At 33.1% G+C, this 16,711-nt stretch carries 18 protein-coding genes and 1 pseudogene; 6 read left to right on the forward strand and 13 right to left on the reverse strand.

Annotation, left to right across the window (positions count from 1 at the left end; translation table 11 throughout):
• From AOB58_RS13630 to AOB58_RS05250, 4 genes and pseudogenes are all read left to right on the forward strand, one after another.
• Window positions 1-480, forward strand: a complete 480-nt coding sequence (locus AOB58_RS13630) for a Na+/H+ antiporter subunit E (RefSeq protein ID WP_021339463.1) — start codon at window positions 1-3, stop codon at window positions 478-480.
• Window positions 480-773 carry a Na(+)/H(+) antiporter subunit F1 gene (locus AOB58_RS05240; RefSeq protein WP_031266039.1) on the forward strand — a complete coding sequence of 98 codons (294 nt, stop codon included), beginning with the start codon at window positions 480-482 and terminating at the stop codon, window positions 771-773. Before AOB58_RS13630 ends, AOB58_RS05240 begins: the two co-directional genes overlap by 1 nt.
• On the forward strand, window positions 751-1,107 hold the full coding sequence (locus AOB58_RS05245; RefSeq protein ID WP_046465129.1) for a Na+/H+ antiporter subunit G1: 357 nt from the start codon (window positions 751-753) through the stop codon (window positions 1,105-1,107). The genes AOB58_RS05240 and AOB58_RS05245 overlap by 23 nt, the downstream gene beginning before the upstream one ends.
• A gap of 184 nt (window positions 1,108-1,291) precedes the next feature.
• Window positions 1,292-2,376: pseudogene (locus AOB58_RS05250) on the forward strand (pyridine nucleotide-disulfide oxidoreductase).
• A gap of 21 nt (window positions 2,377-2,397) precedes the next feature.
• On the opposite strand, the gene AOB58_RS05255 reads toward AOB58_RS05250, so the two are convergent.
• From AOB58_RS05255 to AOB58_RS05290, 8 genes are all read right to left on the reverse strand, one after another.
• A complete protein-coding gene (locus AOB58_RS05255) occupies window positions 2,398-2,775 on the reverse strand; it encodes a hotdog fold thioesterase (protein ID WP_021339834.1) in 378 nt (125 codons plus the stop codon).
• Window positions 2,776-2,805: 30 nt separating this feature from the next.
• Window positions 2,806-4,122 carry a Na+/H+ antiporter family protein gene (locus AOB58_RS05260; protein ID WP_021339835.1) on the reverse strand — a complete coding sequence of 439 codons (1,317 nt, stop codon included), beginning with the start codon at window positions 4,120-4,122 and terminating at the stop codon, window positions 2,806-2,808.
• 251 nt (window positions 4,123-4,373) lie between these two features.
• Window positions 4,374-5,852 carry a M17 family metallopeptidase gene (locus tag AOB58_RS05265; protein ID WP_064783054.1) on the reverse strand — a complete coding sequence of 493 codons (1,479 nt, stop codon included), beginning with the start codon at window positions 5,850-5,852 and terminating at the stop codon, window positions 4,374-4,376.
• A gap of 205 nt (window positions 5,853-6,057) precedes the next feature.
• The gene (locus tag AOB58_RS05270) at window positions 6,058-6,903 is read right to left on the reverse strand and encodes an IS3 family transposase (RefSeq protein WP_141712074.1); all 846 of its coding nucleotides are present in this window, start codon (window positions 6,901-6,903) and stop codon (window positions 6,058-6,060) included.
• On the reverse strand, window positions 6,864-7,595 hold the full coding sequence (locus tag AOB58_RS05275; RefSeq protein WP_064783056.1) for a helix-turn-helix domain-containing protein: 732 nt from the start codon (window positions 7,593-7,595) through the stop codon (window positions 6,864-6,866). The genes AOB58_RS05270 and AOB58_RS05275 overlap by 40 nt, the downstream gene beginning before the upstream one ends.
• 127 nt (window positions 7,596-7,722) lie before the next feature.
• Complete coding sequence (locus AOB58_RS05280; protein ID WP_021339837.1) at window positions 7,723-8,931, reverse strand: NAD(P)/FAD-dependent oxidoreductase; 1,209 nt, start codon at window positions 8,929-8,931, stop codon at window positions 7,723-7,725.
• Window positions 8,932-9,167: 236 nt separating this feature from the next.
• The gene (locus AOB58_RS05285) at window positions 9,168-9,527 is read right to left on the reverse strand and encodes a HesB/IscA family protein (protein ID WP_002512219.1); all 360 of its coding nucleotides are present in this window, start codon (window positions 9,525-9,527) and stop codon (window positions 9,168-9,170) included.
• Between the two features lie 12 nt (window positions 9,528-9,539).
• Complete coding sequence (locus tag AOB58_RS05290) at window positions 9,540-9,776, reverse strand: YuzB family protein (protein WP_002512218.1); 237 nt, start codon at window positions 9,774-9,776, stop codon at window positions 9,540-9,542.
• A 454-nt stretch (window positions 9,777-10,230) separates the two neighbouring features.
• Here AOB58_RS05290 and AOB58_RS05295 point away from each other — a divergent pair, with 454 nt between their 5' ends.
• Complete coding sequence (locus AOB58_RS05295) at window positions 10,231-11,295, forward strand: NAD(P)/FAD-dependent oxidoreductase (protein WP_002508154.1); 1,065 nt, start codon at window positions 10,231-10,233, stop codon at window positions 11,293-11,295.
• Between the two features lie 138 nt (window positions 11,296-11,433).
• Here AOB58_RS05295 and AOB58_RS05300 read toward each other — a convergent pair whose 3' ends face one another.
• Window positions 11,434-11,745, reverse strand: a complete 312-nt coding sequence (locus tag AOB58_RS05300) for a YuzD family protein (protein WP_002508155.1) — start codon at window positions 11,743-11,745, stop codon at window positions 11,434-11,436.
• A gap of 106 nt (window positions 11,746-11,851) precedes the next feature.
• Here AOB58_RS05300 and AOB58_RS05305 point away from each other — a divergent pair, with 106 nt between their 5' ends.
• On the forward strand, window positions 11,852-12,094 hold the full coding sequence (locus AOB58_RS05305) for a NifU family protein (protein WP_002483816.1): 243 nt from the start codon (window positions 11,852-11,854) through the stop codon (window positions 12,092-12,094).
• A gap of 546 nt (window positions 12,095-12,640) precedes the next feature.
• Here the strand turns inward: AOB58_RS05305 and dltD are convergent.
• From dltD to dltA, 4 genes are read right to left on the reverse strand one after another with little or no spacing between them, the layout of a single operon-like run.
• Window positions 12,641-13,786 carry a D-alanyl-lipoteichoic acid biosynthesis protein DltD gene (gene dltD / locus AOB58_RS05310; protein WP_021339838.1) on the reverse strand — a complete coding sequence of 382 codons (1,146 nt, stop codon included), beginning with the start codon at window positions 13,784-13,786 and terminating at the stop codon, window positions 12,641-12,643.
• Window positions 13,783-14,019 carry a D-alanine--poly(phosphoribitol) ligase subunit 2 gene (dltC, locus tag AOB58_RS05315; RefSeq protein WP_002508158.1) on the reverse strand — a complete coding sequence of 79 codons (237 nt, stop codon included), beginning with the start codon at window positions 14,017-14,019 and terminating at the stop codon, window positions 13,783-13,785. The genes dltD and dltC overlap by 4 nt, the downstream gene beginning before the upstream one ends.
• Before the next feature lie 17 nt (window positions 14,020-14,036).
• A complete protein-coding gene (gene dltB / locus AOB58_RS05320) occupies window positions 14,037-15,251 on the reverse strand; it encodes a D-alanyl-lipoteichoic acid biosynthesis protein DltB (protein ID WP_064783057.1) in 1,215 nt (404 codons plus the stop codon).
• A complete protein-coding gene (gene dltA / locus AOB58_RS05325; RefSeq protein WP_064783058.1) occupies window positions 15,251-16,711 on the reverse strand; it encodes a D-alanine--poly(phosphoribitol) ligase subunit DltA in 1,461 nt (486 codons plus the stop codon). The genes dltB and dltA overlap by 1 nt, the downstream gene beginning before the upstream one ends.

Raw genomic sequence — 16,711 nt, forward strand, 5'->3', positions numbered from 1 at the left:
ATGGCAGTCCAAATATTAGTAAATTTACTTTTATCCGTTTTTTGGTTGTTTGTAACAGGGAGTTATACTTTTAATAACTTTATACTAGGCTACTTATTTGCCCTATTATTAGTATACCTAATGCGTGGTATTTTACCTGGAAGGTTTTATATTATTACAGTTTATAAAATAATTAAACTTTGTTTTGTTTTCATTATAGAATTAATAAAAGCAAATATAGATGTGATACGTATTATTATTAAACCTAAGATGGACAATGAACCAGCATTTTTCACTTATAATACTGACTTAAAAACAGACTGGGAAATTGCGTTATTATCTAATTTAATAACTTTAACACCTGGTACAGTAGTGTTGGGTATAAGTGATGATCGTACTGAAATTTATATACATTGTATTGATTTTAGTACTAAAGAGGAGGAAGTGGACGGTATTAAATCCTCCCTTGAAAAAGTCGTTAGAGAGGTAGGCGAAAAATGATGAACTACAATATAATCTTAATTATCGCATTAGTCATCGTAGCGTTGTCTATGTTAGGTATGCTTGTGCGTGTAATCTTAGGTCCTTCTCTAGCTGACCGCGTTGTTGCACTTGATGCAATAGGTATTCAACTTATGGCCATCGTCGCATTATTCAGTGTGTTCTTAGGCACTAAATATTTAATGGTCGTCATCCTATTAATCGGCATTTTAGCATTCTTAGGTACAGCAGTATTTGCGAAATATATGGATAAAGGTAAGGTGATTGAATATGATAACGACGATCGTCATTAGTATCGCACTTATTTTAGTTATCCTTGGTTCACTCATCAGTGCACTTGCAGCGATTGGGCTCTTACGTTTAGATGATGTCTATTCAAGGGCACATGCTGCTGGTAAGGCAGCTACATTAGGAGCTATGTTATTAATTAGTGGTGTATTCTTGTTCTTTATTGGACATGAAGGCTACGCAAGTATGCAGTTACTTATTGGTATATTATTTATCTTAATTACCGGTCCATTATCAAGCCACCTCATTGTTAAAGCTGCATATAATTTAGATACACCCGCTTCAAAACGAACAAAACGTAACGATTTAAAAGATGAGTTAAAAGATACAAAAATCTAATATAAATTGCTTTTCCCTATATTATGAAACACTCAGCTATCATTAAATAGCTGAGTGTTTTTTTAATTTATAGACACAGATTAAGATAATTTTAACCAGTATGTTCATTTCTATTTGTCATAGATAAAAATTAATGATATATTAAATCGTAATCATTTCGTTTTGAAGGGGAGATTTAATACTTATGACAACTTGGACAATTATCGGTGGTGGTTTGCATGGTGCTACAATAGCTATCAAACTAAGATCGAAGGGGTTAAAAAGTGACCGTTTAAAAATTATAGACCCACATCATAATCTCTGCGAACAATTCAATAATTATACTAAACGTATAGACATGCCCTATTTACGTTCCCCATGTGTACATCATGTTCATCCTAACCCATTTCATTTGAAACAATATGCTAAGAAAATGCACTACACACATCCAGCTTATGGTCCCTACAAACGACCAAAACGTGATATGTTTATGGATCATACGCATGAGCTTATTCATCACTTTGAATTAAACCAAAGTCATATACAAAGTTATGTCAATAAAATAGAAAAAGACGACAAGCAATGGTTAATACAATTAAGCAATAATGACATGTGTTCGATAACGATGAATCCTATTATCAGGAAACTTCACATGTCGTTGGTAGTGGTATATCAGCTGCACATTTATGCTTAAGACTATTAAAAGAAAATAACAATAAAATTCACTTGTGGACGAATAAACACATAGATGTACATGATTTTGATGCAGACCCAGGATGGCTCGGTCCTAAAAATATGACTTCTTTTAATGCCATTGAATCTTCTGAACAAAGATTTGATATTATTAAACGCGAGCGACATAGAGGATCTATGCCTAAAGAACTAGAATTAAGGCTTAAAAAGTACATCAAACAAAACAGATTGAATATGCATATCAATGAACTTACAGATATTCAACAACATCATATTTGCACTGAAAATTATTGCTTGCGCTATGATCATATTTTATTAGCTACAGGGTTTAAAGAATCAATCATGCAGCAGTCCATTATTAAGCACCTTACGAATCACTTCCAAGCTCCTATAGCATCCTGCGGCTTGCCATATATTTCTCCAACCTTAGAATGGTTACCTAACCTCTTTGTCACAGGTGGTTTAGCTGATTTAGTGCTTGGACCATTTGCACGCAATATTATGGGCGGACGTGAAGCAGCACTTCGTATTGCAGAAGCTTATGATGAAATTGAAAATAAAAGCAAATCAAAAAGCGCTATAAAGTTAAATAATTAACTTTATAGCGCTTTTTGATTATTAACGTTTCAGAGGCTTTATAGCAATTGTTCCGCGCATGACACAAATTAATCTATCTGTATCATCTTTAATATCTATATTCCAGACCTGTGTTGTCTTACCCTCATGTATGATAGATGCTGTTGCGTAAATTGTACCCTCTGTAGTAGATCCAATATGATTTGCATTCATTTCTAATCCTAATGGTACATATTGAGCCGTATCGATTAAATATGCCGCACCCATAGAACAAGCTGTTTCTCCTAATGCTAAACTCGCACCACCATGTAAATAGCCAAATGGTTGTTTAACTTGATCCGTTACTGGCATAGACATAATTAACAAACCCTGTGCTTCTTTTTCTATTTTCATATTTAACGCTTCTAACATATTGGTCATTGCTGTCACTCCGTTTTCCACTTAATAGCTTTATAGTACCATAGCAGCAATTGTACCGAAAATAATTAACGGTATATTGTAAAACACAAAGTTAGGTATACACGTATCTCTAATGTGATCATGCTGACCATCAACATCTAATCCAGCAGTTGGGCCAAGTGTTGAATCACTTGCGGGCGAACCAGAATCACCTAACGCACTCGCTGTACCAATTAAAGCTATAAGCCCCATTGTGCTTAATCCTAAAGATTCGCCTAACGGAACAAATAATGTAGCTATAATAGGTATCGTAGCAAATGATGAGCCAATACCTAACGTGACAACTAATCCAATCAAATACATTACAATAATACTTATAAGTTTATTATCTCCTATGACACCACTTATGCCATTCACTAACTTAGAAATGTCACCTGTTTCATTCATCACACCCGCAAAACCATTTGCAGATAAAATAACGACACCGATAAAGGACATAATTTGTATACCCTCAACAAATTTCTTATCTAATTCAGTCCATTTATATGCTCTAGAAATAAAGAATACTAGGACACCTGCTAATGCACCAAATATCATTGAATCAGTAAGTAATTGTACAAGGAATGTTGCGATAATGGAAACTACTGTAACTATAAGTATATAAGGTTTAATTTCAGTGTGAGTTGTATCTTTTACTTCATCACGTTGTATATATTTTCTTGGCTTTCTATAATAGTATATACCTGCAATCAAGCCGACAATATACCCTATCGATGGTATAAGCATCGATTTCCAAATCATACCCATTTCAATTGGATGATCTGCTTTTGAAAAACCACTTTGAATAATTTGGTGGTAAATCTGTCCAAAACCAAAAGGCATAAGAACATAAGGAAAACATAAACCAAAGCCAATGATGATTGCTATTTGTCTTCTATCGATATTAAGTTCATTAAATAAACTGATTAATGGTGGAATAACGATTGGGATAAATGCAATATGTACAGGAATTAAGTTCTGACTCATTATACTTATCGCTAATAATGCAACAATAATAATAATTTTCACTTTTACTCGTGACATTTTACTATTTTCAGCATGAATAGCATCTATAATTTTATTCACTAAATAATCGGTAATGCCACTATAAGAAATAAGTGCTGCAAAACCACCTAACAAGGCATAACTAAGTGCTACTTCAGCACCATCTACTATATTTTTACCAAATACGGACACAATTTCAGTGATATTCATTCCTGAAATTAAGCCACCTACGAGCGCACCAATAAATAAACTTATCACTACATTTAATCTACATAAACATAAGACAATCATCAGTACGACTGCTATAACTACTGCATTTATCACAAAGCATGACTCCTTTACCACGTTATCGAACTAAAGCGTTACGAAATTTATAATATCAATATCCACTTCAATTGTCAATGGCATTTATCCAATGTGTTTCCATATTTTTAGCTCATTGGTAATTCATAACCTACTGTCAAATGATTATTACATGTTTTTCATATTATAAATAGAAAAATGGAAAACCCTATAAAATAATTTATGAGTTTTCCATTAAAATAATAACAAAATGATTTAAATTACTTTAACATTTACTTTAATGTGCGCAACCATTGAACAATAGTTGGAATTAAATAGCCTGTCGGTCCTTTTGGTCCTTTATATGTGTTGCTTTCAGTTGTTGCAGGCCCTGCAATGTCAAAATGTAAATGAGGTGTCTCACCTGCAAAATGATTAATAAATGTAGCAGCAAACAAAGCTTTTCCATGACCATTCGTATGATTCACTAAATCAGCGACTTCACTTTTACGGATTAAACTTTGTTCTGTAGAGGTCATTGGTAATTCAAAAACATATTCGTCTACTAATTGTGCTTTAGCAATTATAGCCTCAAGCTGGTGTTCTGCGTTATGTTTAAACACTGCAGCTTTATCTTCACCAAGTGCGGCTACAGCTGCGCCGGTTAAAGTTGCAAAATCAAGAATTACTTGTGGCTGAAATTGGTTTGCATAAAATACTGCATCACCTAATACTAAGCGTCCTTCAGCATCCGTATTCAATACTTCAACAGATTCACCGTTTAACGCTGTATAAACATCGTCAGGTTTCATAGCTATTTCATTCACCATATTTTCAGCAGCTGCAATAACCCCTACAATATTTACTTTTAGTTTTAATTGGCGTGCTGCTTCAATCATTGCGATCACATTCGCAGAACCACACATATCATACTTCATCGTTTGCATGCCTATTTTCGGCTTAATAGAATAGCCACCCGAATCGTAAGTGATACCTTTACCTACAAGTGCTATAGGCTCAGCATCCGCATTGCCTCCATTATATGTAAGTGTAATAACTCTAGGACCATGCTTTGAACCTTTACCAACTGCATGTATCAATCCAAAGCCTTCACGTTGTACGGTATCGCTATCTTTAATATCGACAGCAACGTCTGTATCTTTAAAGTGATTTTGAATGCATTCAGCATAATAAGCTGGTGTTAATATATTAGGCGGTATATTACTATAATCGCGCGCTAAATTAATCGATGAACCAATAATTAATCCTTGCTTAACAAATGTGTGCACTGCTGAACTTTCTGTATGTATATCTAAATCAAGTTGATAAGGCGGCATTTTATTCGTTTTATAGCCATCAAATTGATACGTTGCTTGTTCACTTTGTTGCCCTAAAATTTCTGCAACCGTATCTATCGTAATTACTTGAGAGCCAAACGTATCAAATAAGAGTGAAGCCTGAGTAATTCTATCTTTTTTTAAATATTGAAATAAGTTGCCAAATACTTTTAAAAAATCACTATAGTTTGTTGTTTTTAAATTGCCTAAACCAACTGTGATGAGTTTTAATTTTTTACCATTTAATGAAAACAGTGTACTAGAAATTGTCCCAACATTTGTATTAATAATTTGATTGCGTTTTAGTTCTTCTAATTTTTCAATTATATTTTCATCTTCTATAGTTAACTCACTAATTTGATTCAAGTGTTCTGGCACACCAACTACTAAAGTTTTATTGTTAATATTAGTATTGCTTTGCATTGTTACTTGCATTGCGCATCCCTCTTTTTCAATTATATTTTTAATGTGTCATTATCTATCCATTATTTTATTAAAAATAATACTACAGTTTATATGGCTTAGTGCTTTTTTATTTAATAAAAAGACCTATCTATTTACTGAACTGCCCCTGTCAAGTAGACAGGTATAAAAACAAATAGTGTTTTGTGCGCACACGACTTTTGTCGTGTGCGTTTTTTTATGCTGGAATCTTCAAGCCCATTTTCAATGTGACACGCTGAGTATTATAAAATTTAATGTACGCATTGATATCCTCTTTAAGAGCCTCAACAGTATCGTATGAATTTAAGTAATACTTCTCAGACTTAATAATCCCCCATACGTTCTCGATGGGGCCGTTATCAATACATTTTCCAGGGCGCGACATACTATGAATGGATTGGGTGTGTTTAATAAAATGATGAAATGCATGAGATGTGTACTGTGAACCACGGTCTGTGTGTATGATGGTTTGGCGGCCAATAATCTGCGACTCTATTTGTTTGAATGTCTGGGTCACCAGCGACTGCTCGCTGTGTATATCCATGTGATGCGCAATGATTTTATTGGTGCAGAGATCCAGCACGGCACTTAAATATACTTTACGACCATCAGTCGTACTGAATTCAGTAATATCTGTCACCAATTTCTGCATGGGTTTGGCTGCATGAAATTCACGATTGAGTATATTCGCAGCGATATAGTCTGGTTTGACTGTTTTGTATCTGCGTTTCTTCTTACGGATGACCGATTTCAAGTTCATGACCTGCATTAGTCGATACACATGTTTGTGATTCACCTTGGCCTGTCTGTAATGATTCAGGTATATCGTCATCCGGCGATAGCCGTAAATACCGTCTAACGCATTATATGTATCTAACATCATTGACATCAATGTTTGATCTCGTGTTTCATACTGTGCCGGTTTACGATTGAGCCATTTATAATAGCTCGCTCGGGAAATCTCCAGCACCTGGCACAAATGGACAATCGGATACTTATGTTTTAACGCTTCGATCGTCTGGTACGACGCTTTTTGACGGATTCTTGTTTGATCAGCTCTCTTTCCATTTGTTCCTGCTTTTTTAAAGTTTCATTTTCCATTTCTAACCACTGATTACGGACTCTGAGTGCTTCGATTTCTGCTTTCAGCTGTTCTTCACCCGTCTGCGCTTCTGATGCTTTCTTCTTGCCTCGATTGTCTTCCAACGCTTTCGGTCCAAACTTCTTATATTTTTGCGTCCATGAATAGACGTTATTGTAACTAACCTTGAATTTTTCTGATGCATCCTTATAGGATAACTGTTGATTCAACACATACTTCACAATTTCAATTCGTTCTTCGTATGTTGTTTTTCTGCTTTTCATTTGATAGACCTCCGGTTTTGGAGAATACGTTCGATTCTCTTTGCCTTCAGTATATCGCATTACCCATTGTCGTACCGTCTCATGACTCGGAATATTATATTTAACAGCCAGCGCTTTATAACTGGTATTACTGCCAAGATATTCCTGAATCACTTGGTGTTTAAACTGATTTGAATAATGGCGATTATTTTGTTGTCTTAGTATACCGGTCATTCCGTGTTCCAGATACTTACGTACATACAAATGGAAATTTGTCGCATCTAAACCTAATTGATAATCATCATGGAGCTCCCGTAATGAGACACCATCCAAATATAACTCGATATATTTCAACAGTTCCTTCGTTGAGTATTTAATATTCGATTTCAAGAGAAAACTCCCCCTAAAGTAGTTTACTTTTTTAAGTGTCTACTTTAGAGGGAGCATATCATACTAGACAGGTCTTTTTAAGTACAGAATCACATAGTGCATGCGCCTGTATTATTTAATTGCTATATTAAAATTTACCTTTTTTAAATGCTAAGCCGACACCGCCAAGTTTGTAAACTGCACGTGTATCGATAACTTTTTTCATGAAAGCAGCTTTTTTACCTTGAATATCTTTACCGTAAACAACGCCTACACCATCATTAGAACCTAATGAACATACAGTACCACGATCAACATATTCAAATTCTTGAGTTGGTTGACCTTCTAAAATATTTATAATATTTTTAGCAGTTTGTTCACCTTGTTGCATAGCAATTTGCGCAGTTGTTGGTAATGGACGTTCTTCACCAGCTGGAATAAATGCAGAAACATCACCAATTGCAAAGACATCGTCATAACCTTCTATAGTTAAATCTTGTTTAGTAACGATGCGTCCACGTTTAACACCTTCAAATGATTCTTCCATTAAATTGCTACCACGAACACCAGCAGCCCATACAACTGTATTAGCTTCTAGTTGTTGCTCTTCATCGTTAACTTTTACTACGAAACCTTTTTCGTTAGCTGCAACGATTGGAGTACCAATTTTGAATTCTACGCCTCTATCTTCTAAGTAACTTACAGCGTGGTTAACTAATTCATCAGAGAACATTGGTAACATTTTTGGAGCAGCTTCGACACAAGTAATTTTAACTTTGCCTTGTTCTACACCATATTTATTACATAATTCAGGGATGCGGTCAGTTAATTCACCTAAGAATTCCACACCAGTAAATCCTGCGCCACCAACAATAATAGCTAAATCTTTGTCATCTTTTTGTTTAGAAGATGCATAGTTAGCAAATTTATCTTCGATATGACGAGATAATTTACGAGCAGTTAAAACGTTTTCGATTTGGAAAGCATGGTCTTTCATGCCTTTGATACCAAATGTTTCAGTTTCGAAACCTAATGATACAACTAAGATATCGTAATCAAAAATACCAGCGTCAGTTTCTACTTTTTTAGCATTGCGGTCGATTTTTGTAACTTCTGCTTTAACAAAGTTAACTTTGTCTTTGTTTACTACACTTTCAACTGGATATAGTAAATCTTCATAGCTAATCGTACCTGCTGAAGCTTCATGTAACCAAGTAGCTTCATAATGGTAATCATTTTTATTAATTAATGTAACTTCAGCTTCATCTGCTGAAATTTGCTTTTGTAATTTTGTAATAGTTTGTAAACCTGCATAACCCGCGCCTAAAACTAATACTTTTTTACGATCTTGAGCCATTTCATTCACCTAAACTTTCATAATTTTTTTGTTGCCTTAGTCTTTTGCTATACCCTATATTTTAATTAGTAATTCACAAAAAAGACATTTTTTATCCAATACTAATTTTATAGTTTTTATAGCTTATTTTCAAGCGCTAATGCCCATATTGTTTATTATTTCACATAAACTTATAAAAGGCTATAGCTCACCTTGGATATTATGCGAACTATAGCCTTTAAATTTTAAAAATTAAATTAACAATCTTCTGGAGAACCAGCAACTTTGGCTGTTCTAAATGAACTACCGCAACCGCAAGATGCAATTGCGTTTGGATTATCAATTTGGAAACCGCCGCCCATGAGTGACTGTTTGAAATCAATTCTAGTACCATCTAATACAGGTTTGTCATATTTTTCTACAAGTATCTTCAAACCGTGGACTTCCAAGACTTCATCATTTTCACCTGGCTCTGCTTCAGCTGACATACCATAAGTAAGGCCTGTACAACCTCCACCATTTATTTTAATTTTTAAATAACCATCTGCCATATCATTTTGCTGTAACATGTCTTTTACTTCATATGCTGCTGCTTCAGTTATTTCAACTACTGCCATTATAATTACCTCCTAAAAAATCCATGTTTCTTCTATATGTGCGTAAATTTTTTGTAATAAGTCATCTGGCGATTCACCTTCAACGATATCACCATTCACTAGTGCGTACAACCCACTTGAACATAGTCCACAATTTTGTAAGCAACCATATTCTAATACGTCTACTTCTGGGTCATTTTCAAGTTGATTATATACGTAGTCCCCGCCTTTCGCTAAATTCGAAATGCAGAACTCAATTATTGGATTCATAATACACCCTCTCATAAATTATCAGTTAAGCAATTATAACAAACACTGCACATAGTTGACTACATACTAGCTTATAAAATCCACACTTTTATACTGTCTTATCAACCAGAATAAACAATTGATTATAGATATATAATTAATCAATTAGCCACATTTATTTATCAAATAGATTGCGTCAAAATAAGCTGTTATTACTTAGGTAGATGAAATAATAAATTCTGTTACAAATTAAATGTAATTACAAATAATAAAGTATCTACTTTATTTGTAGAAGTATTCAAAAAGGCTTATAATATATCTAAGTAAGCTGATTATAGAAAATTGGTATATCGATGAAAGACGAAATATGATTTAACCACATTATATTTAATAACTTACATTGACGAGTTGAAGATAAAATACATCTCATTTTATCTTAATGCTCAATACAATTTTTACTAGAGGGGTATCACAAATGAAAAACTTAGTCTTATTAGGTGGCGGCTATGGAAATATGCGCATCATGTCACATATTTTACCATCTGCACTTCCTGAAAATTATACGGTCACATTAATTGATCGTATGCCTTACCACTGTTTAAAGCCAGAGTTTTATGAGTTGGCTGCTGGTACTAAATCTGATAAGGATGTTCGTATGAATTTTCCTGATTCTGATCGCATCAACAATGTTTTTGGAGAAATTAATGATATCGATTTAGAAGATCAAATTATTTCCGTTGGCAATACGAAAGTAGATTATGATGAATTAGTGATTGGTTTAGGCTGTGAAGATAAGTATCACAGTGTGCCAGGTGCTGAAGAATACACACATAGTATTCAAACATTATCTAAATCTCGTGAGACATTCCACCATTTAAGCGAATTACCAAATGGCGCCAAAGTAGGTATCGTTGGTGCTGGGTTAAGTGGTATCGAATTAGCAAGTGAACTACGTGAAAGTCGAGAAGATTTAAAAATCTACCTCTATGATAGAGGCGAACGTATTCTACGTCGTTTTCCTGAAAAGTTAAGTCAATATATTGAAAATTGGTTTAAGAAAAATGATGTAACTGTAGTACCAAACTCTGATATTAATCGCGTAGAACCAGGCTGTATCTATAATAATGATGTACCTGAAGAATTAGATTTAGTCGTATGGACTGCAGGTATTCAACCTGTTGAGGTAGTTAGAAACCTTCCAATAGACATTAGTAAAGGTGGCCGTGTTATTTTAAATCAATATCACCAAGTGCCTACCTACAAAAACGTCTATGTGGTAGGTGACTGTGCAGAATTACCGCACGCACCAAGTGCACAGCTCGCTGAAGCACAAGGTGATCAAATTGCAGATGTTATGAAATTACAATGGCAAGGTAAAGCACTTCCAGAAAAAATGCCTGAAATTAAAGTTCAAGGTTTCCTCGGCTCACTTGGGGATAAAAAAGGATTTGCTTATATAATGGACCGAACTGTTACCGGCCGCTTAGCTTCTATTTTAAAATCAGGCGTGCTATGGTTATATAAATACCATAACGGTTAAAAAGTACTCTCTCCTCAAAATTAGTAATATGAAAAACAAATTTGGACAATAAAGCGCTTAAGACATTATAATAAGATGTCTCAAGCGCTTTATCTTTTTAAAACGTAATATTTAATTGAAAGACTAAATAGGATGTGATTAATGCGCATCCATAAATTTCGTTATATCTTTTAATTGTACATAACCATCTGATACATATTCTTCATTTATAGTAACTAATGGATAGAATAATTCATCTTCTTGAATGCGTTCAATGTACTGTTGGTCATGATCTGTTAAGTTCTCAGTATCTTTTTCAATATCAATATATGTGAATTCAAACTGAACATCTGGATATTTCCTTTTTAACAATGGTTGTAACCAATCGTAAGTATTGCGTGCTGTTGGCGCATTAACGCAACTTGCACAAACAATATCTGCACCATAAACGATGACACTAGCTTTATTCATTTTAACATTCCCCTTTTGTATTGATTGATAGATTTTTCCTTACATTTCTATTATAATAAAAAGATAAGTAGAATATGAAATAACTCACTTGAAAGGAGGCATTTCCATGCCAACTGAAAACGTAACAATGTTTGATCAAGTAGCAGAAGTAATTGAAAAACTTCGTCCCTTCTTACTACGTGATGGCGGTGACTGTTCACTCGTTGATGTAGAAGATGGTATTGTTAAACTACAATTACATGGTGCATGTGGTACATGCCCTAGTTCAACAATCACTTTAAAAGCAGGTATTGAACGTGCTTTGCATGAAGAAGTACCAGGAGTAATCGAAGTAGAACAAGTATTCTAATTGATATATTCATATATAGATAACATCTCAAGATTAAGTTTCTTTCGAGCACTTTAATTAACTATTTCATTTTTGTAATGCGAATAGTTTCAAAGCATAGTCAAGCTAAACGAATAACATCGTTTAGCTTTTTATTTTGCAAAAATTACAAGTGCTTTACTAGAAATGTATTCTCCGTCATAATATCAATTTTCCGACTGATTATACAATATTCCGTACTTTTCCATCGTATATTTCTAGTGAATGCCACTTTTTGGATTGTTTAAAGTTAAACAAGAAGTGGAGTTATCTTAATGGCAATAAGCATAAAGAAAATTGTTGATCATCGAGCTACTCAAATATATAAAACATAAAAATGATGGCTTCTATTTTATTTCACATAGAAACCATCATTTTTCAGTTATCTAAGAAGCTTATGTTCCAGATTTAATCCATAATTTTAACTATAAAAAAGAATAGAAGCGTTGAAACTTTCACATTTTCAATTCAGACAACAACTTGATTGATTTAACAATAGACTCTGAAACTTGTTAGTAAAATGCTAAATTATTCTTGTAAGTGTTGATTAATTCTTTCGCTTATATACACCCAGCCTTTCCAGCCAATATGTACTGCATCACTTACAACGTATGGTTCATAATCTTTATCTGACATATCATAAACGTCCCCACCATGCTCTACAATTGTTTGATTAATTTTTTTATAGATACCTTGTCTTCTCTGTTTATCAATACCAATATAATCATACCACTTACCATTAGATGGTAAGATTATATATTCAACATCAGCCCCAGCTTCGTTTAGTGTGTCTACTAACAATGCTAAATCATTAAACTCTGGAGAGTTAATATTAAACTCATAATCTCTATTTATTTTACGTTTATGACTTTTTATTAAATCCCAATATTCATCTCTAATACCAAACTCATTTGATTTCGTTCGTGCTTCACCATATTTTCCTGCTTGCTTTTGAATATCCTCCCATGACTGACCTTCTTGAGTTACAGGTTTAACTTGCGATAATGGAGAAGAAGTTAACGGAAACATCGCTTTTATTAATTCAATTTTTTTCAATTGATTATCTGTGAAAGATGAAATATAAGTATCCTTAACATTTTGAGGTTGTTGCGCTACTTTTTTCAAATACGCCTTATTTTCAGCATCTTTAAACTGTAATAGTCTTTTAGCAAAACGTTGTTTAAGTTCAGGGCTTAACTTATTTTGTTTAAACAGTTGGTTTAACTGTCCTTTAGCAATACGTGCTTTAAAATTTTCAGATGTTAAACCATTATTAGTAAACCATTGCGGTGATACAATAAACGCTATTTTTTTACCTTTAAGATTATCATATTGCGAACCAATTTCTACTGCATTGACTAAATCTGTTGAACCACCTGTTCCAATTAAAAATGGTTTCTCAGGAATATTTTTATCATTGTTTATTAATAAAGCTGGGTTAAAAGGATCATCTTTTTCAAGTTCACTCGAACCATAAATTGGATAATATGCATCAGATTCATACATCTTATCTTGAATTAATGTTCCTTTTAACACTTGATCTGATAACGATATACGTTGTGTTTCTAAAGTTTTTGAATTAATTAAACCTGTAAACCAACTTACTGGTATAGCTAAGAAAATTCCAAACAATATAAGACTTGCGATGATTGGTATAAATGGTTTTAGTTTCATCTTAATTCTTCTAAAACCGCTACTATTTTATTTGGTGTTTCCCATTCGTCTCTATCAAAATCCATGATTGAAACCTCTATATCTAATTTGTTTTGTATTTCTAGTAAAAGTCCCACTGTTTGAAAAGAGTCTATTATACCTTCTTCAAATAATTCAACATCTGGATTTTCTTTAACGATACTATTTTCAGCTACTTCTTCTAATAAATCTAAAACTTGTTTTCTAAATTCCATAAAAATTCCTCCTATTTTTAAAACAGTTTTCCAGAAAATATCAGAAAACCAAACGTTACAAAATGAAATGTGATAATGATACTTAACATTGTTGTAAATAGATTTTGCCATCGTGGCGGATGATTTTTTCTCCACTTTTCATAATAACCGTAGCCAATAAAAAGTACCGCATGATATAAACCATATAAAATATAATGGCTTTCAATACCATGCCACACACCCATGATTAAAAAGTTAAGTGAAAATGCAATATTGGACATCGCAAATTGACTTTTCAATAATTTTTTCTTTGACATAAAGAATAATGATCTCATATATATACAATCTCTGAACCAAAACGATAATGACATATGCCATCTATTCCAAAAATCTTTAATATTTTTAGCTTTAAAAGGTTGCTTAAAGTTTTGAGGAGTTTGTATGCCATACAAATAACTAAATGCAATGGCAAACAACGAATAACCTGCAAAATCAAAAAATAAATATAAACTATAAGCATACATATACAGCCATTTTGCAGTAAAGCTCGTAAAATCTAACATGAGTGGATTGATTGCATACATTTGGATTAAGTACGCAATAATATATTTATACAAAAATCCAAGCATTATAAAATGAATTGCTTTAACTAATAGTTCACGATAATGTTCTCCATTAGGTATTTTATTATCATCTTTTACAAATCGTTTATAACGATCGATTGGTCCAGATGAAATGGTTGGAAAGAATGAAATAAATTGTATGACTTTCCAACTTTTTATTTCTTTAATTGAGCCATCACGTATTTCCATCAATAATTGAACACTTTTAAAAGTTACATATGAAATACCTAAAAATCCTATAAATTCTATGACTTTATTTTCATGAAGTTTCAGCTGTGCAGCTCCAAACCAAGAACTTTGCATCACTTTCACAATAATTAACGGTAATATAGATAATGTGATGACCATAAAAAATTTACTGAATGTATTATTTTTAGCTCGAGATTTCCAATAATACATAATAATTAAAACTTGCCAAATCGTATAGAGCAAAAAATTTATAACTTGAACACTTAAATAATCCTGTCCAAATAAATTGTGTTTTTCAGATGAGAAAATAAGTACAATCATTATTACAGTACTCACACCATTATATATGCGGCTTCTTTTACCCATAAGACCAAGAATAATGACGGGTATTAATACTATAGTTGCTATGAGAAAAAACGTAAATGTGCCATATGGAATCATTACATTACATCCTCAGCAATCTTTTTACGATCTAATTTACCATTTACTGTTAAAGGCAATTTATCTTGGAATATAACTTTCCTTGGAATCATATATTCTGGTATCCGTTGTTTTAATTCATATTTGATGTTATGAATTGCTTCTTGTTCATTTTCCACACGGTCAGCTTCATTTACTACGATTACAGCATTTAAATGTATAACTTTATTACCTTTGTATATTGGCACTACTATAGCTTCCTTGATACATGCTATTTGGCCTAATTGAAATTCTATTTCTTCTAATTCCATTCTGTAACCATTTAATTTAATTTGAAAATCTATACGACCATTGATAAACCATTGGTCATCTCTTATTTCTGCTTTGTCACCTGTATAATAGTACTTTTTATTATTATTTATTTTAAACACTTCATTAGAACGAACCTCATCTTTGACGTATCCCGCGCTTACACACTTTCCAGAAATAACAAGCTCACCTTTATCTGTCAGTGATAAAGATGTACCTGGTCTTGGAACGCCCACCGGTAAAGGATTATATCGCTCAATTACCGCTTCAGTAATCAATATACTCGTAACAGCTACAGTTGCTTCTGTAGGACCATATGTGTTGTATATATAAGCAGATGGAAAGCGCTGTAATAACATTTGAGCAGTTCTATGTGCCAAAATTTCACCACAAAAGAAAAATTCTTTTAAACTCGTGTATGTTGTCTCAGATAAATTGGGTAGCATTAAACACATCTCCATAAAGGATGGTGTTGAAACCCATATATTTATTTTTGAATGCTCCAGCATTTGATTTAATAGTTTAGGTTTATTAATCATCGTTTTATCTACTAAATTTAATGTACCTGCAGTTGCGATACATGGATAAACTGCCATAACTGATAAATCAAATGAAAATGGTGCTTGATTTAACCATTGTTGCTTATGACCTAATTTATTAAGGTCAACCATCCATTTAGTGAATTGATTCAAACTTTCATAGCTTATTTGAACTCCTTTAGGTTCTCCTGTAGAGCCAGATGTGAATATCGTATAAGCAATATTCTCTCCTACCATTCTAGAATCAAATTGCTCCATGTTTAATGCGCTTGTCATCATACTCTGTTCTAGCACATCAATTCCCTTTATATTTATATCATTTTCAGTTGTATTGAATATAAATTGCCCTTCTATTTTTTCAATAATGGACTGAATACGCTCATGAGGTATAGATGTATCGATTGGAACATAACCGCAACCAGCTTTTATACTTGCTAACATACCGACAATCATAAATGGAGACATGTGACCATATAAAATGAGCGGTCGCTTAGAATCTTTAATAATATCGGCCAGTATATTTGAATATTGGTTCAATTCACGATAAGTCAAACTCTCATTATTATGTTGAATTGCTTTATGATCAGGGGGAATTTGGGCATTTTCAATTAGTGATTGTATAATATCTTTCAT

The organism is Staphylococcus sp. AntiMn-1 (genome assembly GCF_001663395.1).
Taxonomy (GTDB): Bacteria; Bacillota; Bacilli; order Staphylococcales; family Staphylococcaceae; genus Staphylococcus; species Staphylococcus equorum.